A 23,028-nucleotide genomic window follows, 5' to 3' on the forward strand; every position below is an offset into this window, starting at 1 on the left:
TCAGTAGGTCATGCAAGCGGCGTTGATCGCGCCGGCGGCCAGCGAGGACAGCCCGAGCCAGATCGCGGCGGCGAGTTCGCCCGATGCGATCCGCTTCGACAGGTTCGGCACCGGAACCCTGACGAGGTAATAGACGATGATCTGCACGATCAGCGCGATCGCGGCCCAGATCAGGCAATCCCAGACATTGGCCGAATGGGTGATAGCGCTGACCAGCGGCAGCACGAAGCCGAGCAGGCTCAAGCCCAGCGCAATCGCGGCGGCCGGCTCATTGGCGCGGATCAGATCGAACTCGTTGTGCGCCGTGACGCGGGTGTAGACGAAGAGGTAGGCCACCACGGCGACAATCGCCGTGCAGAAGTAAACCAGGAACGCCGGCAGCCCGGCGAGGGATTGCAGGATCATTGAATTTCGCCCCAACTCGCGCGTTCCGGTAGGTTCGCACGATCCATCAGTCGGCGCATCGGGGCAGGCGGTTCAATCCCGAACAAAAACCCCGCCATTTCGGGCGGGGCTCGCAAATCCTCCATGGCGGCCTTGATTCAGCCGGTTATTCCTTGACCTCGATCTTGCCCTTCATGGCCGGGTGCAGGCCGCAGATGTAATCGTAGATTCCGGCATCGGCGAGGGTTAGCTGGGTGGTCTGGCCTTTCAGCGCGATCGGCGAGCGCTGCGGATTGGGGCCGGTGATCGTCACCTGGTGTGGCGAGGAGTCGGTGTTGTGCCAGGTGATGGTCTGGCCCTTGCTGACGATGACGGTCTCCGGCCCGAACTTGAAGTCGGAGATCGAGACTACGCCGGGCCCTGGCGTTGGCTTTGCCATGGCGCCTTCGGGCGTGCCCTTCAGGCCTGCTAGCGAGATAACAAAATCCTGCCCGGCATGCGGCTTGTGGCAGGTGAAGCAGGCCGTCAAATTGGCCTTGTCGTTGACCTTCTTGTCCGGGCCAAACGCCTGATACTCCCATTCGCCGTTGCGGATGTCATCCTTGTACTCGGTGCCCCAGCCGTCGCGCTTTTCCATCACCGTGTAGGCGACGAGGTCGCCCTTCTGGAAACGACCGTTGGCATCCTTGAGCGGCTCGCCGGCCGCATCGAGTTGCGCCTTGTACTGCACCAGCGTCAGCACCGTGCCGCTCGGGATCGGCTGCCCCTTGCGTACCGCATCGACCGCCGCTGGCGTCGCATAGAGCTCGCGATACTGCTTGTTGTCGTAACGATCGACCGTGGCGTAGAGCGTGCCCTTGTCGAAATTCTCCGGGAAGGCGACCTTGTCGCCGCCGGCGAGCGCCGAATAGCCGATGAGCGCGCCCGATGCCGACCCGAGCGCGACAGCGGCAATGAGCCTGACGTTTTTCATGACTTCCCCCTCGTTTGCGGACAATTCCGTCAAATACGAGACACCGCGAAACGGGTTTCAATCCGGGGAAGCGAATTTGTCGCGTGGCAAGGCCCAAACAAAAACCCCGCCATTTCGGGCGGGGTCCAGCCGGGAGGAGTGAGCCTTGCGGCTCGCCGTAAGCCCTGATCAGGCGGGGATGCGCTCGTCCGCCTCGTGCGGCTCGCGCAGCCGTAGCCGCGGCCCCACACCGTCTCGATGAAGTTGCGGCCTTCGGAAGCGTTGGCAAGCTTCTTGCGCAGCTTGCAGATGAAGACGTCGATGATCTTCAGCTCGGGCTCGTCCATGCCGCCATAGAGGTGGTTGAGGAACATTTCCTTGGTGAGGGTGGTTCCCTTGCGGAGCGAGCAGCTCCAGCATCTGGTATTCCTTGCCGGTCAGGTGCACGCGCTGGCCGCCGACCTCGACCGTCTTGGTATCGAGATTGACCACGAGATCGCCGGTCTGGATGACCGACTGGGCGTGACCCTTGGAACGGCGCACGATCGCATGGATGCGGGCAACCAGTTCGTCCTTGTGGAAGGGCTTGGTCATGTAGTCGTCGGCGCCGACGCCGAGACCTTTGACCTTGTCCTCGATGCCGGCGAGGCCGGAGAGGATCAGAATGGGAGTCTTGATTTTCGATACCCGGAGCTGCTTGAGCACGTCGTAACCGGACATGTCGGGCAGGTTGAGGTCGAGAAGGATAATATCGTAGTCGTAAAGCTTACCTAGATCGACGCCTTCTTCTCCGAGATCCGTCGTGTAGACGTTGAAACTCTCGGATTTCAGCATCAATTCGATCGACTGCGCGACGGCGCTGTCATCTTCTATCAGCAAAACGCGCATGCCAGTCCCCTTTAGTCCGCCGCTCCGGGCGTCAGGTCGGCCGCACTTGCGGCACTCAAAACGCCTTTAACAACTGATTCGGATCCTGACAGACACATGGTTAACAAAATCTGATTCCGGTTCGCAAGCTCTTTAAGTGCAATTTCTAACGAATCGCCCTAAGATGTTGCGCGCAAGCAGCTTTTCTCCATAGTGTCCACTCAGGTTCCAGATTAAGAGGCGGGCCTAACCGACTCCCGCGTTTAGCCCTTCTTCTGACGGGCAAGCGCTCTCAGTCACCAAAGACAGTGACGCAATGATTAATGATGCGGGTAAACACGAGGTTAAGCGGGGTTTCTTAAAGTGCGGAAACTTAAGGTTTTCGCAATGAAGGCGCTCGCGGAGCAGATCGGCGATATCGACGGCGTCAATATATATGGCCGCGTTGTGGGCGTGCGCGGACTGATGGTCGAGATCGCAGGGCCCATCCATGCGATGTCGGTCGGCGCCCGCATCGTCATCGATACCGGCGGAAGCCGCTTCATCCCGGCCGAAGTAATCGGCTTTTCCGGCAGCAATGCTGTCGTGATGCCGTTCGGTGGACTCGACGGCGTCCGGCGGGGTTGCCGCGCGGTCATTGCGACGGCGGCAAGCCAGGTGCGGCCGTCGCCGGCCTGGCTCGGCCGCGTCATCAACGCCATGGGGGAGCCGATCGACGGCAAGGGGCCGCTGGTGCAGGGCCCGTCGCCCATGCCCTATCGCAACGCGCCGCCGCCGGCGCATTCGCGCAAGCGCGTCGGGGCGCCGCTCGATCTCGGCGTGCGGGCGCTCAACACGTTCCTGACCTGCTGCCGCGGCCAGCGGCTCGGCATCTTCGCCGGTTCCGGTGTGGGGAAATCGGTGCTGCTGTCGATGCTGGCGCGCAATGTCGATGCCGATATCACCGTCATCGGCCTGATCGGCGAACGCGGCCGCGAGGTGCAGGAATTTCTGCAGGAGGATCTTGGCGACGAAGGCCTGGCGCGCTCGGTGGTGGTGGTGGCGACATCCGATGAGCCCGCCTTGATGCGGCGGCAGGCCGCCTACCTGACGCTGGCTATATCAGAATATTTCCGCGACGAGGACAAGGACGTGCTGTGCCTGATGGATTCGGTCACGCGCTTTGCGATGGCGCAGCGCGAGATCGGGCTGTCGGCCGGCGAGCCGCCGACCGCGAAAGGCTATACGCCGACGGTGTTCACGGAGCTGCCAAAACTCCTGGAACGGGCAGGGCCGGGCACCGGCGTCGGCACCATCACCGCCATTTTCACGGTCTTGGTCGATGGTGACGACCACAACGAACCAATCGCGGATGCGGTGCGTGGCATTCTGGACGGTCACATCGTTATGCAACGCTCGATTGCAGAGCGCGGACGGTTTCCCGCGATCAATATTCTCAAATCGGTCTCGCGCACCATGCCGAGATCGGCCAATCCCGACTATCTTCCCATAATCATGCGGGGCCGCCAGGTGATGGCGACCTACGCCGACATGGAGGAACTGATCCGGCTTGGCGCCTATCGGGCAGGCTCGAGCCCGGAGGTCGACGAGGCGATCCGGTTGCACGAGCCGCTGGAAGCCTTTCTGCGCCAGGCCAAGGACGAAAACTCGAGCCTTGATGACGGCTACCGCCAATTGGCGCAGATCCTCGCCAATTTGGAAACGGAACGCTAACTTTGTCAGGCCATCATCCCCGGCACATGATTAATGACGCCGGTGGGGTCCCCCGAGGGAGCCGGCTCCGTCCCGCGTTCAGATTGGGACTTCTGGGGAGTATGAGTCGATGAAGTCACGAGAAACGCTGATCCGCCTGAAGAAATTTCAGGTCGACGAGAAGCGCCGAAGGGTTACCCAGATCGAAGGCATGATCGCCGACTTCCAGCGCATGTCGGTCGATCTCGAGCGCGAAATCCAGACCGAGCAGGAGCGGGCCGGAATCAACGACCCCTCCCACTTCGCCTATCCGACCTACGCCAAGGCCGCGATCCAGCGCCGGGAAAACCTGACCCGCTCCGCCGACGAACTGCGCATCCAGCTCGAGGATGCCAAAAGCCTCTTGAGCGAAGCCTTCGAGGAACTGAAAAAGGTCGAACTGCTCGACGAGCGCGACCAGGCGCGCGAGCGCGCCGAGGAAAGCGCCCGCGAACAGGCCGACATGGACAGTATCGGCCTGATGCGCGCCCGGCTTGGCGTCGCCTGACGCTTCTCACACTCATCGGTTGAAGGAATCGAAAACCCGGGCCACAAGGCCCGGGTTTTTTCTTGGTGGTTTTTCTTGGCGGATTGCCCGGAATCGGCGACTTGGTGCCCAGTTTGACGCAGGGTATGCTACGAAACTTCTCGATTGCTCCAGCGTACGACGCGATGGAGGACCGAGATCTTGGGGGTCGTTGAATGCTGACGCCAGCGGAGCTGGTCTGGCTGATTGCCGCGGTGGCGAAGGGAGATGAGGCCGCTTTTGAGCGCCTTTACGCCGCCACGCGCGCGAAACTCTTCGGCGTCGTGCTCCGTATCTTGCGGCGTCAGGACCTCGCGGAGGAGGTCATTCAGGAGGCTTACGTCAAGATCTGGAACAGCGCGGGACAGTTCAACCCGGCGCTCGCTTCGCCGATCACGTGGATGGCGTCGATCGCGCGCAACCGGGCGATCGACGTGGTGCGCAAGAAGAGCGAAAGCTCGATCGAGGAGGAACCGACCGCGATGGAAGTGGCGGCCGAGTCGCCCGATCCGCTGGCGCGGCGCGAGATGACGGAAGAGTTGAAGCGGTTGCTGGAATGCGTCGGCCGCCTGGAGCCGGATCGACAGAAGCTCGTGCTGCTCGCCTACTACAACGGCTGGAGCCGCGAACAGCTCGCCGCCAAGTTCGAGACACCGGTGAATACGGTGAAGACGTGGCTGCGCCGCAGCATGATGGAGATAAGGGAGTGTCTCGGACTAGGGTCCGGGTCTTGAACGATGGCCTATAGCGAAGACCATATCGCGCTCGCTGCGGAATATGCGCTCGGCACCCTCGATGCCGACGAGCGCGCGCAGGTCGAGACCATGATGGCCGTCGATGCCGAATACAGCGCGCTCGTTCACGCCTGGGAATACCGGCTCGGCGTGCTCAACCAGATGGTCGGTTCGGTCGAACCGCGTCCGATCGTGTGGGAAAACATCAAGGCCGCCATCGGACATTCCACGGAGGCGCAGGCGCCGCTGACGCTGCCTGAGGCGCCGCAGACTGCGCCTCCGGCCGAGCCGGTGGCGGCCGAGGCGCCGCCGGCCGTCTCGGCGCCGGGCGTGGCAGACAATACGGTTGCGGACAGTTCGAACGTCGTCCAGTTGACGGGCCGCGCGAAGCGCTGGCGCAACGTGGCTTCCTTCGCCACGGCAATTGCCGCAGCGCTTATCGCGATGCTGGCGGTACAAGTCTATCGGCCGGAACTGTTACCGGAGGCGCTGCGGCCGCAGCCGCGCATCCAGACGGTCGAGGTGAAGACGCCGGCGCCACAGCCGACACCGTCGGCGCAATATGTCGCGCTGCTGCAGCGTGACGGCGGTTCGCCCGCGTTCATCTTGACGGTCGACGCCGCGACCAAAAATTTCACCGTCCGCAAGGTCGGCGCCGACACCGAGCCGGGCAAGAGCTTTGAGCTCTGGTTGATTTCCGACCGCCTGCCGCAACCGCGCTCGCTGGGCGTGATCGGCGGCAGCGATTTCACCGCGCGCCCGGCGCTCGACGCCTACGACGCCAGTACGATCAACACTGCTCTCTATGCGGTGACCGTCGAGCAGGCCGGCGGCTCGCCGAGCGGCCAGCCGACCTCGGCGCCGATCTTTACCGGCAAGCTGATCGAGACGGTGCCGGCTGCTCGCTAGCACCCTGCTGGGGCCACGAGGTCGGCAACAGCAGCACGCCAAAAAGAAAACGCCCGTGGGGAGCGGGCGTTTTCACAGTCAACTTGGGGGTAGTTGGGGTCTTATATATCCACGTGGCGACTTTGGGGGGCTGTAAAGAGCCGCGTGAATTCCGTGAATTCCTGTTTCGGATTCCTCCGTTAACGTACGACTGAGTTACCGGAACTGGTGATCGCCACCGGCTTGCCGGCCTTCATCACGCTCGTGCTCGCGGTCTGGGTGAGACCTTCATCCGAGCTGTTGCGTGCGGAGATGCTGAACCCGGCGACCACGACACCTGCCACGAGGGCCACGACCACGATCTTGAGATGGGTCGTGCGATCCGCGCTGTAGATCGAATGGTTCATGGAAGTCTCCTGCCGCCTCCGGCCTAACGGATTTGTTGGATGCGTCCGAAGGCTGGTTCAACGTCTCGCGTCAGGAAACGTAGGACTCCGGGATCTGTTTCCAAAGGAGCGATCACAAGCCGGTGAAAAGACTTGAGCGGCCGCGATCGGAACGTCCGCGGCGATCGCCGGAAATGAATAAATATTCAGTCTCTGTAACAGCTTATGCGGAGATCACCGCTTCTCAAGGCCGAATGGCGCCGTATCGGCCATTTTCGACAAACCATTTGCCTGTGGCGAAAAAGGCTTCGCCATTTTCGCCGGCGATTTGCGCCGCGCCCGCCGCCAAACTAGACGCTGCCGACCGTCTTCAGCCGCGCACGCGGGTGAATTTCCGCCTGCGACAACACGGTGGTTTGCGAGCGGAACCGCTCGACCAGCGAGCGCACGAACGGACGGATTGCAGCGGAGGTGACCAGCACCGGCGCCTCGCCCTCGCGCGCCGCCTGTTCGAAGGCGTTGCGAACGCTGGTCATGAACTCCGATAGTTTTGAGGGCTGCATGGCGAGGCTGCGTTCTTCGCCCTGGCCCACGATCGATTCCGCAAACGCCTGCTCCCACCGCGCCGACAACGCGATCAGCGGCAGATATCCGTTGTATGTGGTATTCTGTGCGCAGATCTGGCGGGCGAGGCGGGCGCGGACGTGCTCGACCATGGTGGCGGGGTTGCGCGAGAAGGCGAGCGCGTCGGCGATGCCTTCGAGGATAGTGGAGAGGTCGCGGATCGAGATCCGCTCGGCCAGCAGGAGCTGCAGCACGCGCTGGATGCCCGACACCGTGACCTGGCTCGGCACGATGTCCTTGACCAGCTCGCCCTGTTCCTTCGGCAGGTCCTTCAAGAGCTTCTGCACCTCGCCATAGGACAGCAAGTCGCTCATGTTGTTCTTGAGCAGCTCGGTGAGGTGCGTCGACAGCACGGTGGCGGCATCGACCACCGTGTAGCCCTTCAGCGAGGCCTCTTCCTTCAGCGCGGCATCGACCCAGGTGGCCGGCAGACCGAACGTCGGCTCGACGGTGTGGATGCCGGGCACGCCGACCTGGTTGCCGGCGGGGTCCATCACCATGAACTGGTTCGGCCAGATCTTGCCGGTGCCGGCGTCCACTTCCTTGATCTTGATGACGTAGGTGTTGGCCTCGAGCTGGACGTTGTCGAGGATGCGCACGGCGGGCATCACAAACCCCATTTCGATCGCGAGCGAGCGGCGCAACGCCTTGATCTGCTCGGTCAGGCGGTCGGTGCCGTCAGGGCCGTTGACCAGCGGCAGCAACGCATAGCCGAGCTCGATCTTGAGGTCGTCGATCTTGAGCGCGGTGGCGATCGGCTCTTCGGCCGCGGCGTTGGCGGCAGCCGCCGCGAGATCGGGCGCTGCGGCCGCGGCGGCTTCGGCAGCCTTGGTGACGTTGTTGTGGTTTCGCGCTTTCCAGGCCAGCGCCGCAGCGCCGCCGCCGAGCGCCAGGAACGGCAGCATCGGGATGCCCGGCAACAGCGCCAGCACCAGCATCACGCCGGCCGACATGCCGAGCGCCTGCGGGTAACCCGAGAGCTGCTTCATCAGCGCCTTGTCGGCCGCACCGGTGATGCCGGCCTTCGACACCAAAAGGCCCGCGGCTGTGGAGACAATCAGCGCCGGTACCTGCGTCACCAGGCCGTCGCCGACCGTCAGAATGGTGTAGGTGCGGGCGGCATCGCCAAAGCTCATGCCCTGCTGGGCGACGCCGATGATGATGCCGCCGATCACGTTGATGAACACGATCAAGAGGCCCGCGATAGCGTCGCCGCGGACGAATTTCGAAGCGCCGTCCATGGCGCCGAAGAAGCCGCTTTCGTCTTCCAGCGCCTTGCGGCGAGCCTTGGCGGTCTGCTCGTCGATCAGGCCGGCGGAGAGATCGGCGTCGATCGCCATCTGCTTGCCCGGCATCGAATCCAGTTGGAAGCGGGCGGCGACTTCCGCGATGCGCCCCGAACCCTTGGTGATGACGACGAAGTTCACGATCACGAGGATCGCGAACACGATAATTCCGATCACGAAATTACCGCTCATCACGAAATTGCCGAAGGCCTCGATGACGTGGCCGGCGGCGGCCGTGCCCTCATGGCCGTGCGACAGGATCAGGCGCGTGGAGGCCATGTTCAGCGACAGCCGCAGCATGGTCGAGATCAGAAGCACGGTCGGAAATGACGAGAATTCCAGCGGCGCCTGGATGAACAGCGACGTCATCAGGATCAGGATCGACACCGTGATCGAGATCGCCAGGAACAGGTCGAGCACGATCGCCGGCAGCGGCAGGATCAGCACCACCAGGATGACGAGGACGCCGAGCGCCAGCGCCAGATCGCCGCGCTTCAGGATATCGCCGATTTCGCTCAAGGACGGAAACTTGCCGCCCGTGCCTGCGCTGCCCTGACCCGCCGTGACATCGACCATGGTAGCCGCTTCCCCCGCGTCTGCCGCCATCGGGCGCCAGACGTCTTGGCGGCGGCCGAAGGGCCGCCGTTCCGAAAGTGAGGCACCGCACTGGCGTCCACGGGGTTCCTCCCGTTCTACGCGGCCGACGACACTCGACTTCACCCGGCAATTTTTGCCCGGTGTATGGTTAGCAAAGGGTTAACGGCAGGCGGTTAAGGCCGTCATTCCGGGGCGATGCGCCAGCATCGAACCCGGAATCTCGCGCCGCATGCGCTTTCGAGCACCTGTTGCGACTGGCTTTCGTTGATCACGCGGGCATGTGCGCTGTCATTCGGAAACGGTTGCACAGCGCAATGCCGATCAGGAACAGCAGCACCACGCCGAGCAGAGATTGAGCCGCACTGACAGCCACCGTCCAATTGGAGAGACAGGTTGCCATTTCGCAATACTCTCCATGAGCAACAGGCTTCAAAGCAAATCGAAAATGCGGTCCATCGGTTCGACGATTGTATAGCCTGAGTTTTCGTAACGAACGCCGGTCTGTGTCTTAAACTGCTTGCTCCAAAGCTCCTCAACAAACGGCACCATTTCCGTCGCGATTCCGATACCCATGAAAGTAGTTTGTTGGTGTGGACCGATTGCCACTTCAATTACAAGTCCGCCGCTGTTGCCAAAGTAGACTGGACAGTCAATTATCAGCCTATTGTCATCCGTTTTCCCAGCGACAATGCCTTTCCGGAGCAAAGGTTTAGACCGGTCAATTTGCGCGCTTCGTCCTAGGGACGTGGGATAGCCGAACAAGAACACGTCATTGGAAATGGTGACATCCTGAACTTTGCGCGTGCCAGAAATTGAAAGGCCCATAACAAGTGAACCAACGGGAAGAGGCGTTAGCGTGACCCCGGAAGCAATCCCATTGTTCGATCTGTTGGACTGGCAATATTTGCTATCTTGCAAACAGCAACGTCCGCAGTGGGGTGCTTTTTCAGAGTCCCGCTGGCAAGCAACTGAGCACCATCCAGTTCGAAATGAGCCTTACTGGTGAAGTCAGAGGCTAAGGATGTCAGATGTACAATTCCGGGATATAACTCAAGGTTGTTTTTGAACAAGACATGGCACGCGGTGACTAGGTACATCGCGTCGTCGGTGTTGAGATAAAATCCACTTCCGTTGCCGCCCGTACCAGCGGAGATCAAAACCGGATACGTTAAGTTGTTCTGCGGAAGAGCTGACATGGAAACTCCCTGTGCTGCTTGACCTTGGTCCGGTGCTTCGCGATCGCTAATCCCGCTCTCCCGGCTACCAAGTCGACGGCGGGTCAACGGCCGAAATCTTCGTTGGCCTCAGCGCGACAAGATGGCTGCGCTTGTAGGGGAATCCTCGAACACCCTGAACGCTCGTCGAGCTTGCTCGTAGCACGCGGTCAGGTGCGCGTCACCTCGACCCGAATTGACGATGATAGAGTCGATGTCCAGTATTGCTTCACTCCGTCCATCCTGCACTGTTATCTGGACTGTGCCTCATGGCCATCACCGCAAGAGCCGTTGCAAACTGATTTGCGAGCATCGCGAGCGGATGTTTGCCGAGTCCGGCCGCACGCACGAATCCCTGCGGCGGATGACTGCGGCTTTCGAACGATGGCTCTCGCCGCGACTCGAGGCCGGCAGCTATTTCGGCTGGATGCTCGAGGACGCAGGCGTCGTGATTGCAGGCCTCGGCATGATGGTCATCGACTGGCCGCCCCATCCGAGCCATCCGGCCGACGAGCCAGACCCATCAATCCCATGCGCGAGGGCGATGGGTATCGCTGCGCTCCACCCATCACACACGCTTATTGACCGGCTTAGCCGTGGCCAAAATGCATCGGCGCTGAACCACGGAACGCCGGCCGATGAAGGAACATTCTAACCTCTGATCCGTCTCCCCCGACGCTCATTTCGCTCGGAGCAGAAGGATGCAATCAGAACGTCAAAAAATGCTGGCTGGCGCACTCTACGACCCGATGGATACCGAACTGGTTGAAGCACGCGCGCGAGCGCGCAATCTCTGCCTCGACCTCAACGCCACGCGCGAAGCGCAGCAGGAAGAACGGCGTCGCATACTGACCGAATTGTTCGGCGCCGGCGGAGAAACGGTGTGGATGCAGCCGCCGTTCTTCTGCGATTACGGCTCGAACATCAAACTCGGCGAGCGCGTCTTCTTCAACTTCAATTGTGTGGTGCTGGACGTGTGCCCGGTAAAGATCGGTGACTTCACGCTGTTCGGTCCGGCCGTACAAATTCTGACGCCGATGCACCCCTGGAACGCCGAACAGCGCCGAAAGGAAGAGTTCGGCAAGCCTATCGAAATCGGATCGGACGTATGGGTCGGCGGCGGAGCGATCATTCTCCCCGGCGTCCGGATCGGATCGCGGGCAGTGATCGGCGCGGGAAGCATTGTGGCGCGGGACATTCCCGTGGGCGTGTTTGCTGCAGGCAATCCTTGCCGTGCCGTCCGGGAAATCACCGAGTAGCGATCCTGTTCCTCCATTCACGTTCGCGCGTCAGCAACATCTAGGCCGGCGTTAACCCTGTCGGCAAACAGACTGTACGTGGGTCGAGTTATTACGCGAGCCGCCGCCAAGTTGCCGCATTAGACCGGAGAATTTTCACCGCCACTAAACAAAGTGGAGGAGCATCATGCTGAGAATGATGTTGTTGGGCCTCCTCATCCCATTGGGTGTTGGCGTGCTCGCGGCAATGGAACTCAGAACTCCTGCGCGTAATGCAGTAGTGGTCGTCCAGCCCCTTGCCGAGACAACCGTAGGCGTTTCCGATTCACATATTTCCGATTCACATGCTGCGTTGGCGAAGGCTGACCGACTTGAAGTTGCCGCCGCGAGCAGCGAGACGCCAGCGCAGCCTGCTCTAGAGCATGATCCGGACCCAGAGGGCCGCGTTAGCGAAAAAGTCGGTACCGGTTTTCCCTCGCGACAAACGCGGAACGCGTTTGCGCGAAGATCATGCTCAAATCAAAGAGATAGGGCGGGATGACGATTCGAAGAAAAGTCATCACGCTTTCGTCGACGAACGCAGTTCTCCGCCGCAGGGCATCAGTGTCGGTTCTCCGGAGCCCCCGAGGATAATCAACCGCCATCGGCACGATCGTAAATCAAAGAAGGTCACGACCGCCGTCCGTCTAAAGAAGGTCGCCACCGCCGCCGCTCCTAAGCCGAAGCCAAAGACAACCGATATCAAGCGAACTACCATTTCCGAGCGGCGAAAGACCGTCAGCGACACCGAGCCCTGTCGGCTAAGCGCGTTTGGCGGCTTGCGCAAGGCTTTGAATTCAGTCGACTGCGAAATCTGATTCATTGGAACGGCTTGAAGCTGGCTTCTAACAAGCCACTTCTCGCCGCCGGTATTCATGGATTCCATCCGCCGCTGCCATAGGGGCGGGTGATGATTTCGAGGAGGTGACCGTTGAGATCCTCGAAGTAGACCCCGCGTCCGCCGTCGTGACGATTGATCTCGCCGGGGTGCTTGCGCGCCGGATCGGCCCAGTAGGCAAGCTTGCGTTCCCGAACCCGACCGAAAATCTCGTCGAATTCGGCTTCGCTGACCAGAAAGGCATAGTGCTGCGGCGCGATTTCGTCGGTGTCCATGTAATCGAGAAAGGCTCCGTTTTCGGTAGCGACCATCTCAAACGGCCCCCAGTGCTTCGGGGCTGGAAGGTTCAATATCTCGGTCAGGAACTTCGCGGAAGCCTTGCTGTCGCGCGCCGACAGGATCGTGTGGTTGAAATGGACCGCCATGTCGTTTCTCCCTAAAGGTTTTGCGCTGCGCGCCGCCCGCTTGTTCGATCCATAAAGAGAGCTTCTCGACAGCGCGAGTAACGAGCCTTTGCTACCGGCTGTCTTCAAGCGCCGAATGGGTCGGACGAGGCGGCTGACCTCGTTCGAGCAGCCGTAACTCCGCGCGCCAAGCCTTGCTGCCAAACGGCTCCACCGCCTAACCAGCACACCTTCGGTTGAGTTCCATTCATTGGAATGCAGTCAAATGATTTTGGCTGCCGCGCAGCACGTGATGAGGGGACGCTTCGCGCCAGCCGATTGAAGTCATTCCTTCATGGCAGGGCCGCGCGCGAGTGCCGCCGATTGCTGCAGGCTGATGCCATGGGCGAGCGGGTCGGCGTGGCGATGTACCAGGTGCCACTCGGCCCCGTCCCGCCGATAGACGAGCGTAACGCGCAGCGCCCATTCCTGGGCGGGCAGCTCCCCGACCTCGACATGGTCCCGTTCGATCAGCGCGAGAACTACCATGTCGGCCGAGCCATAGGATTGGACGACCTCCTGCTTGTGGGTGCCGTTCTTGAAGAACCGTCCCATCCTGTCCCACGTCTCGGACGTATACTGCGAGCCGTGCGAGGGTGGTCCACCGAACGGAGACATCAATGTGAAATCATCGGTGATGGCGATCATCGCTCGGTGGGTCTCTGCGTCTCCCCGCATCAGTGCCGCGTTCGACACCTCGGAATGCTTGATCAGCTTGGCGACCACATCCTCAGCCGCGGCCGGCTGTGCTACGACGAGTGGCAGACCCGCCATCGCCGGGATGGCATGACGCCGGGATAACGCTGGAGGCGAGCCCGCACCAGGCGTCATCGGGGATTTCTTCGACATGTAAGCGCTCCAGTGTTGAACGAACCCGTGTGATGAAAAGGCGCTAGATGACCCTTTGGACATCGTGAAGCCAGTGATAAAATCTCAGCACCATGCTGAAGTCCGCTCAGCTCCTCCGCATCGACCTCAGTCTCCTGGTGTTGTTCAGCACCGTGCTCGAGGAGGGTCATGTCGCGCGCGCGGCGGAAAGACTCAATCTCACACCCTCGGCCGTCAGCCATGGGCTGCGCCGGCTGCGGCGTCTCCTGCATGATCCGCTGTTCCTCAAGACGCCGGGTGGCGTGAAGCCAACGGACCGCGCCCTCGCACTTGCCGGTCCAGTTGCCGAGACTCTTGCGCGCGTCGAAGGAATCATATCGATGGCCGGGCCGTTCGACCCCGGAAGCACGCGGCGATGCTTTACGATCGGTGCACCTGATGCATTGGCGGCCATCTTTCTCGGCCCTCTCGTTTCCCGCTTGGCCCGCGAGGCGCCGGGTGTCGACATCCGGTTGCTGCACCTCATGCCGCAACATCACGGCAAGCCGACGAGCCAAGTCTGGCAAAGCACGCTCACGGAGCTCGACTCCCACCGGCTCGATCTTGCAATACTCCCGATCGGCCCGTTGCCGCCCCGCTTCGCCGAGCGGTTGCTGTTCGAGGAAGACTTCGTCGTCGCCATGCGAAAAGGTCATCCGCTGGCGCGCGCACCAAACCTGGCAGCATACTTGAAGGCACAGCACATGCTGGTTTCGGCCATCGGCGATGCGCACGGAGTCGTCGATGCCAAGCTCGCCGAGCGGGGACATTCGCGGCGCGTGGCGCTGACGGTGCCGAATTTCATGATGGCGCTGGTTCAGCTCGCCGAAAGCGATCTGGTTGCGACCTTGCCGCGGAAGCTGGTGGAGTACCATGCCGCGCGGTTCAACCTGGTGGTGCGCCCGGTGCCGCTGCCCTGGACGCCCGATCCTATACGTCTCGTCGCATCGCAGGCCGCGATGGCCGATGCCGGCATCGCTTGGCTGTTCGAGACGCTGGCGAGCTCCATAAGTACGAGTACCGGTTCGCGTTCAAGGCAAGAACGGAGGCGTCGCAAGTCCTAGTGACGGGCGGCCCCAATCGCGCGGCTCAAATGATCACGTGCAACGCCGACAGCGCTCAACGCTTGCGCGCAGATTCGCCTGAAAAAATAGACGCTTAAAGGTGAACGAGCTCACACCAGGAGCTCGAGCGGCAGGTCCATTTTGCCGGCTTCGGGACGACCCAGATGCACGACCAAATTACCATTCCCAAGTTCGTGGTCGGCGAGCTGCCAGAGCTGAAAGACCACGGCCGCGACCTGCGAATAGATGCCTGCCGAGGCATCGCGCTGTGGTTCATCTTTCTTGACCATGTTCCCAACAACGTCGGAGCTTGGCTGACGCTGCGGAACTACGGCTTCAGCGATGCCGCGGAAGTGTTCATGTTCGTCTCGGGCGTAACCTGCGCGCTGGCTTACGGCAGGGCGTGGCGCTGCGAGGGCTGGACCGGAGTGATCAGCCGAACGCTGCGGCGAAGCTGGGACATTTATGTTGCATTTCTGCTGCTCACGCTCGCTTGCGTCATCCTGGTTCACCTCGCGGGCACTGGCCGTCTTGCTGACGAGAGCAATACGCGTATCTTGCTGGACCATCCCGGCGCGACGCTCGCGCGCGCGGCGGTCCTGCAATACCGTCCGGTCAATACCGACGTGTTGGCGGTCTTCGTGCTTCTTCACCTCTTGTTCGCGCCGCTGCTGTGGCTGCTGCTGCGAGCGCCGAACGCGACGCTTGGCGCCTCGCTGGCGCTTTACGTGTTGGTGCATGCCTTTGGCTGGACCGTCCCGGCGTGGCCGAACGGCCACTGGGCTTTCAATCCGCTGGCCTGGCAATTGCTGTTCGTGCTTGGCGCGTGGTGGATGATCGAGGGCAAGAGTCCCCGGTCGTGGGTGACGTCACGCACGACGCTTATGCTTGCCGTTCTGTATCTGCTCTTCACCCTGGTCATCGCATTGAGCTGGCGCATCAGACCGCTGGAGGCACTGATCCCGGAAGCGTTGGCGAAACTGATTTACCCATTGGACAAATCGAATCTCGATCCATTGCGACTGCTGCATTTTCTGGCCCTTGCGATTTTGGCGTCATGGCTCGTGCCCCGCAAGTGGCGAGGGCTGACGACGCCGGTGATGCGCGGCGCGATCCTCTGTGGCCAGAACTCGCTGCCAATCTATTGCCTCGGCGTGCTCTTGACGTTCGCCAGCTACGCGGCGCTGCTCAACATTTCAGACGGACTTGCGATGCAGATAGCATTGAGTCTCACTGGCGTCGCAGCGATGATCGTGACCGCAACATTGCTAAGCTCGATCAGCATCAAACCCAGGCAGCGATCGCAACAGTAACGCGCATCGTTGCACGTGCGATCCATGTGGCGCAATATATTCCCCATGTCCCGCGATTTTCGCCTTGACCGCACTCCCGTCGACGCTCTCAACTATGAGATCGCCCAGGACCAGGCCGTTGCGCTTGGACGGATGGGGCGAGCGCTGGAAGCGGCCCTCGCCAGGCTGCGGGAGTTCGATGCCACCCATCCGCGCTCGGGCGCGCCGGCGTCAGCGCAGCAGGCACGGCGCATCCTGGTGACGGAGGCCGGCCACGCGCTCTGGATGTTCGTGGTGCAGCGAGAGGCGTGTGGCCTGCGCGACAGCCGCCCTGTCATGCGCGACTACAACGTGCCGAACGAGGTGCAGCAGTGCATGGGGGTAGTCCCCGCCACATCGATGCTGTCAGCAACATGACTTGCTGAGTTTCAACCGACTCACCTTGGACGCCCTTCGTGCGCTGCCCGGCACTCGCGCCCCGGTCTCGTTTCCAGGCCAGAATGAATCCATCGCCTTGCCGGATTTGAGCCCTATTGTGACCCAGGTCGCGGCCAAAGGTCGGTGCGGGGAGGGCGCAACACTGGGGTTCTCATGTCCGGTCATTTGCGATCTTACATCGCCGCTTTTGTCCTTCTCGCAAGTCTCCCGACTTCGCCTGCATCTTCGAATCCGCTTGCAGACTTGTTCAATGTCTCTCCCCCGAAGCCCCCTGAGCCTGCTCCCGCGGAAAAGGAAAGGGAGTGCCTGCCACGACCCGGTACGTCGACGGCGGAAGGTCAGCGCTGGGTCTATCGTTCAGAGGGGGGCCGCAAATGCTGGTTTCAGGCTGCCGAGGGGACCGCGACGGTGAAGCAGGTTCGTCATCGCGCCGCGAAGCCTCGTGTCGCCACTGTCGAGGAGAATGAGGCCGCGCGGGCCAAGCAGAAGGCGGTCATGGATGCGCGTGCGGAACTGCTGCGCTCCGCACCGGCGGAAACGTCTCAGCCGACGCAACCCGCGCCCGAACTCATGGTGGTCGATGCCGCTTCCGTCTCGGCTACGGGGGCCGCAGCCGTCGTGCCGCCGGCACCGGTCGCCAGCCGCGCGACCGATCAGCTCACGCCTGACCACCCCGCGCCGCGCCGGCTCGACGCGGAGACACTTCTGGCAGCCGCACCGGCGCCAAGCGACGCAGTTGCGGTCTCCGTGCCTCCGGCCGCGCCGGTTGCCTCTCCGATCGCCGCGGCGGCTGATGACGGCTGGGGCTGGATGGCAACCTGGCTTGGCGCGCTGCTGATGGCGCTGGGGCTCGCCTCCGTCTTGGCCTCCTCGAGCCGGACCCTTCGGGAGGCCGTGCTGTTGCGCGATTGATGCGGGAGCAGTGGCTGTCCTATGCGGGCAGTGGCCAACTAATCTCCTGACTCTCAATTCCCCATAGCGTCGCGCATGGGCGTGGATGCTCCTAGTCGATGTCCGACTATTGCCAGCCACGACCGTGCTCTCGATTGCAACGGCTACTGCTCTTCAGCCCAATCCGTTTTCTCGCAGCTAAGGCAGCGGAGGAGGCGAAAGCTCTTGCCCAGGCGACTGTCGAGGATCACCACGGGCCGCGCGATGCCGCCGCAATGATTGCAAGTTGGATGATGAGGCGGCTGGCCCCGCCCGGCGTCACTCGCACCTCGTACGTCGCTCACTGCACCCTCCTCTAAGGGCGACTCACGTAAGAGCCGAAGCCAAGAACCAAGCGCACCGTCAATTTTCTAATCTAAAAGCCAGATCCTTCCGCTCCATAACTCATCAAAAGTGTCGGGGACGTAATTCGGCGCCCGCGCTTGCACGGCTTCCTCCGGTGCCCACGCTTGCACGGCTTCTTTCTGTACCCACGCTTGCGCGGCTTCCTTCTGCGCCCACGCTTGCGCGTCAAGTGGATTGAAACGCTTTTCAGGGACTATGGTCACAACGTCCTTGAGCGACGGTTGCGCGGCCACGCCCTTCGGCCACGCCAGCAAGGCTTTCGAAAGCCCCGGCTTGCCTTCGTACCAGCATTTTCGTCCGTCGATGAGACGATACGACCACCATTTTCCATTCGGATTTGACGGCGCCGCGGCGCTGCATTCTTGTTTCGCTTCCGCACCTGGAATCCCCAACAACAGCGGCGCAGCAACGAAAGCCGTCAGAGCCATTGATGAGGGCTGCTTGCTCACTTGCGTGGCTCGAAGCAACTACGTTGCTGCAAGCGGCTCACAGCAGCCATCACATCGGGACGTTCGAGAACTTCTACCAACTTGTCGAGGATACGCTCACTGTTCTGCGGCCGGGGTTGCAGGTATTCTTCCAGTATGAGTTGCGCCTCGCCAATCGCGCGAATAGCCAATTGTTGATCAGTCATACGCGTTACTCGTTACTCACAGCGCCCCCGCTAAACAAAGAAGGCAAATCAAGACCCCATTTGGGTTTCTCCACGTTTTTTCTTCAAAGTTCCATCAATTTTTATTTCAATGTTTGGCGGGAGCCTGCCTAACTGTGTGTATGGAACTTGGTCTACTGGGCGCAGACGGATTGCGGCCGTGATGGTTGTGGTTGCGATCTTTCAAGCCGCCATCTTGCGGCGAAATAGAAAGTTCGGGCCGTCACCGGCCGCGATTGACTGTCTTCTGAACTCAGATGCCCGAACTAACGTCTGCAAGCTTCGAAGTCGCACAAAGATCCTGCGTGGGGAAAACTCCGCTTGGGTCAGCCGAACTGCATTGTGCGACTCGGCAGTCCGTGCTGGCTTCCTCGAAATTTGAGTCTGGTTTTGCGGGGCAAGGAAGTTGAGCCAGTTTTCCTTTATGCTTCTGCTCGTGATGTCCCTGATGCTCACCGTGTGCGTCGGAGTGGCAGCTTGGCGCGTGTCCGACGAGTGGCCGGAAGTTACCGGAAGCACTTCGCCGGCATTTGTCCACATGCATTGAAAATAAGGGCCTCAACTCCTGACGGAGCTAAGGCCCTTGCTGCAGCAGATACAGTCCGACACTCATACCGGGCTGATGCGGGGATGCTGCGCGCATCCCACCCGGTCATGGCAAATGTTAGCCGTGCGTTAGCCGATACGTTGCGCGCAACGGGAATGCCGGCGCACCACCGCACTACGAACCTGCGCGAGCGGGCGGCTCAATCGCAGTAGCTCCACCCGCCATAACCGTTGTCGCATCGCGCCCGCGCACGATACGGCACGGGCAGCGGCGGCCGCGGCGCGTACTCGCCCGCATAGTCGTATTCCTGCGCGTAGTAGCGGTCGGGATAGGCGGGCGCGCGTTCGACGTAGACGGGCTGCGCGGGGTAGGGCGTTCCGTACTCGCCATAGACTGCTGCCGGTGCGCGGTAGGCGGGGTCCGGCACACCGTAAGAGCGATATCGGTAATCAGGTTCCGCGTAGGGCCGATAAGCCTGTCGCGGGCGCACATTGATGTTTGCGGAAGGCGCGTAGATTCCGCCTGGCGCGACGTAGACGGATGACAGGTCGCTGGCCGCGGCAGCCGTGGAACACAGCACAACGAAAGCCAGCATGAGCGATGATCGGTACATGTGTGAAGCCTCCAACTACTCAAGCCGCGCCAGCCAGCGTGGTTAATTTTCGCTAAACAAATCGAGGTGCGCAATGTTATTTTGCGCGAAGAAGTGTGCCATTTCTGGACTGCGCGCACACATTCGCGTGTCGGCGATTGTCGTGATTGTGAATGCCTCAGCCTGGCGCGTCATTGCGATGACGGCTGGAGACACATCCAAAGGATCGTCATCATGAGCGACTTCACTATCCGCACGATGCGGCCGGACGAAATCTCACTCGCCATCGACTGGGCCGCCGCCGAAGGCTGGAATCCGGGGCTTGTAGACGCGACCTGTTTTTCGTCCGTTGATCCGCACGGGTTTTTCATCGGCGAGATCGATGGTGCGCCTGTCGCGACTGTCTCCTGCGTCAATTACGACGCGGGCTTCTCCTTTCTCGGCTTTTACATTGTGCGGACGGATTTGCGCGGCAAAGGTTACGGCTTGCGGATATGGAATGCGGCTATCGCGCATGCCGGGGCGCGCGTAATCGGGCTCGATGGCGTGACGGCGCAGCAGGACAATTACAGGAAGTCCGGATTCGAGCTTGCTTACGCCAACGTCCGCTATGGCGGCATGGTCGCGGCACCGAGTTCGCCGCAGGCCGGGGTGATTGACCTGAGCGAAGTCCCGCTGGCTGACGTCGAGGCAGACGACGCAACGGTGTTTCCGGCGCGGCGGCCGGCGTTCCTGCGAACCTGGATCGGCTCGCCCGGACATGTCGGGTGCGCAGTCGTGCGCGATGGACGGCTGGCCGGCTGGGGTGTGATCCGGCCGTGCCGGAAGGGTTTTAAGATCGGGCCGCTGGTGGCCGACGACCGCGCTACGGCCGAAGCGGTATTGTCCGCCTTGCTTGCCAAGGTTGGTGGCGGCGAGATTTTTCTGGACGTGCCCAGCATCAACCGCGACGCGGTCGCGCTGGCGGAAGGTTTGGGGCTCGCGCCGGTGTTCGAGACGGCGCGCATGTATACCGGCGCAATCCCGCCACTGCGGCTGGAGCGGGTGTTCGGGGTCACCAGCTTTGAGTTGGGGTAGGGACGAAATGTACACCGACAGCAATGACGACGGTTGCTGAACGCTACCGATCGCCAACCCGCTCATCCCGTGACGTGCGCTTGGACGTCGAAAAAATCTCCCAGCTCACCATGAAGATCGCGGCGATCAGCGGCCCGATGACAAAGCCGTTGAGGCCGAAGACTTCGATGCCGCCCAGCGTGGAAATCAGCACAACGTAATCCGGCAGCTTGGTATCCTTGCCGACCAGGAATGGACGCAGCACATTGTCCACCAGGCCGATGATCAGCACGCCATAGGCGATCAGCCCGATGCCCTGCCAAACGGCGCCGGTTGCGAGAAAGTAGATCGCGACGGGGAGCCAGACCAACGCGGCTCCGATGGCCGGCAACAGCGACAGGAACGCCATCAGCACGGCCCACAAAATCGGCGCGTGAACCCCGAGGAACCAGAACGCCAAACCGCCGAGCGCGCCCTGGACAATAGCCACCAGAACCCCACCCTTGACGGTGGCGCGAACGACATCGGCGAACCTGGTGAAGAGCGCTGATTTTTGATCGCCGCGGAGTGGAATAGCCTGCTTGATCAGGTCCGCCACTGCCCTGCCATCGCGCGTCAGGAAAAACAGCAGGTACAACATGATGCCGAGGCTGATCACGAACTCGAAAGTGTTCATCCCGATGGTAAGCGCCTGCGGAGCCAGGACCTGACCGCCCTTCATCAGGTTGGACGACAATGTTTCGCGAAGCCCTGAAAGATTTGTCAGGTTGAACCGCTCCAGCCAACCGGTCGCCCAGGCCGGCAACGCATCAAAGACACGCTGGATGTAGCCGGCGAAATCATATTCTCCGGACCTGATCTTCTCAAAAAGACTCGTTGCTTCCTGCACCAGGGAGGCCGCAACCATCGCCAGCGGTATGAGTACGATCGCGACGATGAGCAGGACGGTTACCAGGGCCGCGAGGTTCGGCCTGCCGGGCATCGATCGCAGCAGCGCCCGATTCACCGGCGCAAAGATGACGGCTACGATGATCGCCCACAGAACGGCGCCGTAGAACGGTTGCAAAATCCAGGCGAATGCCAGCGTAACGGCAAACAGCAAGAGCAGAAAAGTCTGATCATCAATCCTTCGCACTTGCGTCTCGCTGGTTCCTTCCATATGGCCGCGCGGCCGTTCGGTGCTTGTCGCACGGCCACGATGAAAAGGAAATGCAGCAACCATTGAACCCCTCATGGTGAGGAGGCGCGAAAGCGCCGTCTCGAACCATGTGGCCCGGCTGGGGTGCCATTCATCCTTCGAGACGCGCGAAGCCGCGCTCCTCAGGATGAGGTCGGGCAGGAAGTGGAGGATGGGCAAAGGCGCATGGCGCAGTGCCCACCCTCTGATTGGCGGTGTCGGTCTCGTCGCCGCTACTTCACCGTCACCTTGCCGATCATGCCGTTCTCGCGGTGACCGGGGATCAGGCACGAATATTCGAACGTGCCCGGTTTGGTGAACTTCCAGACGATCTCGGCCGATTTTTTCGGCGTGAGCCGCACGGCGTTCGGCTCCTCGTGCTCCATATGCGGGTGCTTCTGCATGTCCTCGGCATGCTTGAGGTTTTCTTCCGTGGTGGCGAGCAGGAATTCGTGGTCATCCTCGCCGACATTGCGGATCACGAAGCGGATCTGCTCGCCGCGCTTCACCTCGATGCTCGAGGGCGCATATTTCATCTCGCTCATGTCGACCTCGACGGTGCGCGAGGGTTTTTTGGGGTCGCCGGGCTCGCCCGCCGAATAGGTTTCGTGGGCGTGCTTGTCGTGGCCGAATGCCGGTGGCGTCCATGCCGAAACGGCGATCAATGCGAGGCCGGCCGTCATGATGTTCTTCATCTCTGTTCTTTCCTGTTTCCTTGTCAGCGAAGCGCGGCCGCGAGGCGCGGGCCGCCAGGCTGAATCCATGATCTTGCAATAAGCCATGGGCATGCGCGCTTCACTCGCGCGGCTGCCCACGTCGTGACGTCAGAGATCAGGCGATGGGGGGACGGAAGTGCCGCGGCGGCGCCTCACCAGGCAGGCGCTGGACGTTCTTGGAGGCGCAGATCGACATCGGCTGCGAGGGCTTTGCGACGGCGGGCGGATCGGCCGCGATCGCGGACACGCAGAGCATGGCGCAGCACGGTCCCGCAGAGCCCTTGCCGTCATGCTGATGCTTGGCAGGCACGGGCATCACGTCGCCGGTATCGGCGTGATCCGTCGCGTGCTGATCGGTCTGCATCTCGTGATGCTGATGCGCGGCGACATGCTCCGGCTGCGCACCGTCATGGAAATGAGCGGCAGCCGCCGTTCCGGGCTGGTGCATAAGGCAGGACGCGGCATCGCCGAGCGCCAGTGCAACGCCCGGCGCCAGCACGCAAAACAGATAGAGCAGGGCGACAAACCACCCCGCTTTGGCGCGCGCAGGTCTCGTCAGGCGGACGAACATGATGGGAAGCTAG

At 61.6% G+C, this 23,028-nt stretch carries 27 protein-coding genes and 1 pseudogene; 11 read left to right on the top strand and 17 right to left on the bottom strand.

All coding sequences use genetic code 11. The features are described 5' to 3' along the window. From ACFXS9_RS39840 to ctrA, 3 genes and pseudogenes are all read right to left on the bottom strand, one after another. Positions 1–405 (bottom strand): DUF350 domain-containing protein, encoded by a 405-nt coding sequence (locus ACFXS9_RS39840; RefSeq protein ID WP_028347248.1) that lies wholly within the window; start codon positions 403–405, stop codon positions 1–3. A 145-nt stretch (positions 406–550) separates the two neighbouring features. Further along, positions 551–1,357, bottom strand: a complete 807-nt coding sequence (locus ACFXS9_RS39845) for a cytochrome P460 family protein (protein ID WP_392698846.1) — start codon at positions 1,355–1,357, stop codon at positions 551–553. A 168-nt stretch (positions 1,358–1,525) separates the two neighbouring features. Continuing rightward, positions 1,526–2,224: pseudogene (ctrA, locus tag ACFXS9_RS39850) on the bottom strand (response regulator transcription factor CtrA). 366 nt (positions 2,225–2,590) lie between these two features. On the opposite strand from ctrA, the gene fliI reads away from it, so the two are divergent. From fliI to ACFXS9_RS39870, 4 genes are all read left to right on the top strand, one after another. Further along, entirely contained in the window at positions 2,591–3,916 is a 1,326-nt protein-coding gene (gene fliI / locus ACFXS9_RS39855; protein WP_392698847.1) for a flagellar protein export ATPase FliI, read from the top strand. A gap of 109 nt (positions 3,917–4,025) precedes the next feature. Next, complete coding sequence (gene fliJ / locus ACFXS9_RS39860; RefSeq protein ID WP_057842912.1) at positions 4,026–4,442, top strand: flagellar export protein FliJ; 417 nt, start codon at positions 4,026–4,028, stop codon at positions 4,440–4,442. Between the two features lie 194 nt (positions 4,443–4,636). After that, positions 4,637–5,194 (top strand): sigma-70 family RNA polymerase sigma factor, encoded by a 558-nt coding sequence (locus ACFXS9_RS39865; protein ID WP_028347245.1) that lies wholly within the window; start codon positions 4,637–4,639, stop codon positions 5,192–5,194. 3 nt (positions 5,195–5,197) lie between these two features. Next, positions 5,198–6,103 (top strand): anti-sigma factor domain-containing protein, encoded by a 906-nt coding sequence (locus ACFXS9_RS39870; RefSeq protein WP_392698850.1) that lies wholly within the window; start codon positions 5,198–5,200, stop codon positions 6,101–6,103. Between the two features lie 179 nt (positions 6,104–6,282). On the opposite strand, the gene ACFXS9_RS39875 is transcribed toward ACFXS9_RS39870, so the two are convergent. The 5 genes from ACFXS9_RS39875 to ACFXS9_RS39895 form a co-directional block, all read right to left on the bottom strand. After that, positions 6,283–6,489 carry a hypothetical protein gene (locus ACFXS9_RS39875; protein WP_392698851.1) on the bottom strand — a complete coding sequence of 69 codons (207 nt, stop codon included), beginning with the start codon at positions 6,487–6,489 and terminating at the stop codon, positions 6,283–6,285. 329 nt (positions 6,490–6,818) lie between these two features. Beyond that, positions 6,819–8,954 carry a flagellar biosynthesis protein FlhA gene (flhA, locus tag ACFXS9_RS39880; protein WP_392698853.1) on the bottom strand — a complete coding sequence of 712 codons (2,136 nt, stop codon included), beginning with the start codon at positions 8,952–8,954 and terminating at the stop codon, positions 6,819–6,821. A gap of 289 nt (positions 8,955–9,243) precedes the next feature. Next, positions 9,244–9,375 (bottom strand): hypothetical protein, encoded by a 132-nt coding sequence (locus ACFXS9_RS39885; protein ID WP_392698855.1) that lies wholly within the window; start codon positions 9,373–9,375, stop codon positions 9,244–9,246. 29 nt (positions 9,376–9,404) lie between these two features. Beyond that, positions 9,405–9,800: a hypothetical protein gene (locus ACFXS9_RS39890; RefSeq protein WP_392698856.1), complete on the bottom strand. Its 396-nt coding sequence runs from the start codon at positions 9,798–9,800 to the stop codon at positions 9,405–9,407. A 26-nt stretch (positions 9,801–9,826) separates the two neighbouring features. After that, on the bottom strand, positions 9,827–10,171 hold the full coding sequence (locus ACFXS9_RS39895) for a hypothetical protein (RefSeq protein WP_392698858.1): 345 nt from the start codon (positions 10,169–10,171) through the stop codon (positions 9,827–9,829). A 340-nt stretch (positions 10,172–10,511) separates the two neighbouring features. Between ACFXS9_RS39895 and ACFXS9_RS39900 the strand changes: the two genes are divergently transcribed. Further along, entirely contained in the window at positions 10,512–10,844 is a 333-nt protein-coding gene (locus ACFXS9_RS39900; protein WP_392698860.1) for a hypothetical protein, read from the top strand. Between the two features lie 46 nt (positions 10,845–10,890). After that, complete coding sequence (locus tag ACFXS9_RS39905; RefSeq protein WP_392698862.1) at positions 10,891–11,448, top strand: sugar O-acetyltransferase; 558 nt, start codon at positions 10,891–10,893, stop codon at positions 11,446–11,448. A 538-nt stretch (positions 11,449–11,986) separates the two neighbouring features. Here ACFXS9_RS39905 and ACFXS9_RS39910 read toward each other — a convergent pair. The 3 genes from ACFXS9_RS39910 to ACFXS9_RS39920 all read right to left on the bottom strand — a co-directional run bounded on the left by ACFXS9_RS39910 (position 11,987) and on the right by ACFXS9_RS39920 (position 13,596). Further along, positions 11,987–12,343, bottom strand: a complete 357-nt coding sequence (locus tag ACFXS9_RS39910; protein WP_392698863.1) for a hypothetical protein — start codon at positions 12,341–12,343, stop codon at positions 11,987–11,989. Further along, entirely contained in the window at positions 12,340–12,729 is a 390-nt protein-coding gene (locus tag ACFXS9_RS39915) for a VOC family protein (protein WP_392698865.1), read from the bottom strand. Before ACFXS9_RS39915 ends, ACFXS9_RS39910 begins: the two co-directional genes overlap by 4 nt. A gap of 303 nt (positions 12,730–13,032) precedes the next feature. Further along, positions 13,033–13,596, bottom strand: coding sequence for a YybH family protein (locus tag ACFXS9_RS39920; protein WP_392698867.1), 564 nt, complete (start codon positions 13,594–13,596; stop codon positions 13,033–13,035). A gap of 92 nt (positions 13,597–13,688) precedes the next feature. Between ACFXS9_RS39920 and ACFXS9_RS39925 the strand changes: the two genes are divergently transcribed. The 4 genes from ACFXS9_RS39925 to ACFXS9_RS39940 all read left to right on the top strand — a co-directional run bounded on the left by ACFXS9_RS39925 (position 13,689) and on the right by ACFXS9_RS39940 (position 17,320). After that, positions 13,689–14,678: a LysR family transcriptional regulator gene (locus tag ACFXS9_RS39925; protein ID WP_392698869.1), complete on the top strand. Its 990-nt coding sequence runs from the start codon at positions 13,689–13,691 to the stop codon at positions 14,676–14,678. A 164-nt stretch (positions 14,679–14,842) separates the two neighbouring features. Beyond that, positions 14,843–15,991, top strand: a complete 1,149-nt coding sequence (locus tag ACFXS9_RS39930; protein WP_392698871.1) for an OpgC domain-containing protein — start codon at positions 14,843–14,845, stop codon at positions 15,989–15,991. Between the two features lie 45 nt (positions 15,992–16,036). After that, positions 16,037–16,387, top strand: a complete 351-nt coding sequence (locus tag ACFXS9_RS39935) for a DUF6665 family protein (RefSeq protein ID WP_392698872.1) — start codon at positions 16,037–16,039, stop codon at positions 16,385–16,387. A 429-nt stretch (positions 16,388–16,816) separates the two neighbouring features. After that, positions 16,817–17,320, top strand: coding sequence for a hypothetical protein (locus ACFXS9_RS39940; RefSeq protein WP_392698874.1), 504 nt, complete (start codon positions 16,817–16,819; stop codon positions 17,318–17,320). A 389-nt stretch (positions 17,321–17,709) separates the two neighbouring features. On the opposite strand, the gene ACFXS9_RS39945 is transcribed toward ACFXS9_RS39940, so the two are convergent. The 3 genes from ACFXS9_RS39945 to ACFXS9_RS39955 all read right to left on the bottom strand — a co-directional run bounded on the left by ACFXS9_RS39945 (position 17,710) and on the right by ACFXS9_RS39955 (position 19,516). Then, positions 17,710–18,153 (bottom strand): hypothetical protein, encoded by a 444-nt coding sequence (locus tag ACFXS9_RS39945; RefSeq protein WP_392698875.1) that lies wholly within the window; start codon positions 18,151–18,153, stop codon positions 17,710–17,712. After that, positions 18,150–18,338, bottom strand: a complete 189-nt coding sequence (locus ACFXS9_RS39950; RefSeq protein WP_082637412.1) for a hypothetical protein — start codon at positions 18,336–18,338, stop codon at positions 18,150–18,152. The genes ACFXS9_RS39945 and ACFXS9_RS39950 overlap by 4 nt, the downstream gene beginning before the upstream one ends. Positions 18,339–19,102: 764 nt before the next feature. Continuing rightward, entirely contained in the window at positions 19,103–19,516 is a 414-nt protein-coding gene (locus ACFXS9_RS39955; protein ID WP_392698876.1) for a hypothetical protein, read from the bottom strand. Positions 19,517–19,729: 213 nt separating this feature from the next. On the opposite strand from ACFXS9_RS39955, the gene ACFXS9_RS39960 reads away from it, so the two are divergent. Next, a complete protein-coding gene (locus ACFXS9_RS39960; RefSeq protein ID WP_392698877.1) occupies positions 19,730–20,572 on the top strand; it encodes a GNAT family N-acetyltransferase in 843 nt (280 codons plus the stop codon). A 43-nt stretch (positions 20,573–20,615) separates the two neighbouring features. Here ACFXS9_RS39960 and ACFXS9_RS39965 read toward each other — a convergent pair whose 3' ends face one another. From ACFXS9_RS39965 to ACFXS9_RS39975, 3 genes are all read right to left on the bottom strand, one after another. Continuing rightward, positions 20,616–21,686: an AI-2E family transporter gene (locus tag ACFXS9_RS39965; RefSeq protein ID WP_392698879.1), complete on the bottom strand. Its 1,071-nt coding sequence runs from the start codon at positions 21,684–21,686 to the stop codon at positions 20,616–20,618. A 275-nt stretch (positions 21,687–21,961) separates the two neighbouring features. After that, positions 21,962–22,423 carry a plastocyanin/azurin family copper-binding protein gene (locus ACFXS9_RS39970; RefSeq protein ID WP_392698880.1) on the bottom strand — a complete coding sequence of 154 codons (462 nt, stop codon included), beginning with the start codon at positions 22,421–22,423 and terminating at the stop codon, positions 21,962–21,964. A 136-nt stretch (positions 22,424–22,559) separates the two neighbouring features. Further along, entirely contained in the window at positions 22,560–23,015 is a 456-nt protein-coding gene (locus ACFXS9_RS39975; protein ID WP_392698881.1) for a hypothetical protein, read from the bottom strand. Positions 23,016–23,028 lie beyond the last annotated feature (13 nt).

Origin of the sequence: Bradyrhizobium sp. RDI18, from assembly GCF_043203335.1 — a bacterium.
Lineage (GTDB): Bacteria > Pseudomonadota > Alphaproteobacteria > Rhizobiales > Xanthobacteraceae > Bradyrhizobium > Bradyrhizobium retamae.

Excerpts from the sequence above, each read along its gene's own strand:
- ACFXS9_RS39925 (WP_392698869.1), top strand. The coding sequence starts at position 13,689 with ATGCTGAAGTCCGCTCAGCTCCTCCGCATCGACCTCAGTCTCCTGGTG.
- ACFXS9_RS39950 (WP_082637412.1), bottom strand. The coding sequence starts at position 18,338 with ATGACTGATCAACAATTGGCTATTCGCGCGATTGGCGAGGCGCAACTC.
- ACFXS9_RS39975 (WP_392698881.1), bottom strand. The coding sequence starts at position 23,015 with ATGTTCGTCCGCCTGACGAGACCTGCGCGCGCCAAAGCGGGGTGGTTT.
- ACFXS9_RS39930 (WP_392698871.1), top strand. The coding sequence starts at position 14,843 with ATGCACGACCAAATTACCATTCCCAAGTTCGTGGTCGGCGAGCTGCCA.
- fliJ (WP_057842912.1), top strand. The coding sequence starts at position 4,026 with ATGAAGTCACGAGAAACGCTGATCCGCCTGAAGAAATTTCAGGTCGAC.
- ACFXS9_RS39865 (WP_028347245.1), top strand. The coding sequence starts at position 4,637 with ATGCTGACGCCAGCGGAGCTGGTCTGGCTGATTGCCGCGGTGGCGAAG.
- ACFXS9_RS39935 (WP_392698872.1), top strand. The coding sequence starts at position 16,037 with ATGTCCCGCGATTTTCGCCTTGACCGCACTCCCGTCGACGCTCTCAAC.
- flhA (WP_392698853.1), bottom strand. The coding sequence starts at position 8,954 with ATGGTCGATGTCACGGCGGGTCAGGGCAGCGCAGGCACGGGCGGCAAG.
- ACFXS9_RS39845 (WP_392698846.1), bottom strand. The coding sequence starts at position 1,357 with ATGAAAAACGTCAGGCTCATTGCCGCTGTCGCGCTCGGGTCGGCATCG.
- ACFXS9_RS39905 (WP_392698862.1), top strand. The coding sequence starts at position 10,891 with ATGCAATCAGAACGTCAAAAAATGCTGGCTGGCGCACTCTACGACCCG.
- ACFXS9_RS39870 (WP_392698850.1), top strand. The coding sequence starts at position 5,198 with ATGGCCTATAGCGAAGACCATATCGCGCTCGCTGCGGAATATGCGCTC.
- ACFXS9_RS39895 (WP_392698858.1), bottom strand. The coding sequence starts at position 10,171 with ATGTCAGCTCTTCCGCAGAACAACTTAACGTATCCGGTTTTGATCTCC.
- fliI (WP_392698847.1), top strand. The coding sequence starts at position 2,591 with ATGAAGGCGCTCGCGGAGCAGATCGGCGATATCGACGGCGTCAATATA.
- ACFXS9_RS39840 (WP_028347248.1), bottom strand. The coding sequence starts at position 405 with ATGATCCTGCAATCCCTCGCCGGGCTGCCGGCGTTCCTGGTTTACTTC.
- ACFXS9_RS39960 (WP_392698877.1), top strand. The coding sequence starts at position 19,730 with ATGAGCGACTTCACTATCCGCACGATGCGGCCGGACGAAATCTCACTC.
- ACFXS9_RS39970 (WP_392698880.1), bottom strand. The coding sequence starts at position 22,423 with ATGAAGAACATCATGACGGCCGGCCTCGCATTGATCGCCGTTTCGGCA.
- ACFXS9_RS39955 (WP_392698876.1), bottom strand. The coding sequence starts at position 19,516 with ATGTACCGATCATCGCTCATGCTGGCTTTCGTTGTGCTGTGTTCCACG.
- ACFXS9_RS39900 (WP_392698860.1), top strand. The coding sequence starts at position 10,512 with ATGTTTGCCGAGTCCGGCCGCACGCACGAATCCCTGCGGCGGATGACT.
- ACFXS9_RS39875 (WP_392698851.1), bottom strand. The coding sequence starts at position 6,489 with ATGAACCATTCGATCTACAGCGCGGATCGCACGACCCATCTCAAGATC.
- ACFXS9_RS39920 (WP_392698867.1), bottom strand. The coding sequence starts at position 13,596 with ATGTCGAAGAAATCCCCGATGACGCCTGGTGCGGGCTCGCCTCCAGCG.
- ACFXS9_RS39910 (WP_392698863.1), bottom strand. The coding sequence starts at position 12,343 with ATGAATACCGGCGGCGAGAAGTGGCTTGTTAGAAGCCAGCTTCAAGCC.
- ACFXS9_RS39890 (WP_392698856.1), bottom strand. The coding sequence starts at position 9,800 with ATGGGCCTTTCAATTTCTGGCACGCGCAAAGTTCAGGATGTCACCATT.
- ACFXS9_RS39885 (WP_392698855.1), bottom strand. The coding sequence starts at position 9,375 with ATGGCAACCTGTCTCTCCAATTGGACGGTGGCTGTCAGTGCGGCTCAA.
- ACFXS9_RS39915 (WP_392698865.1), bottom strand. The coding sequence starts at position 12,729 with ATGGCGGTCCATTTCAACCACACGATCCTGTCGGCGCGCGACAGCAAG.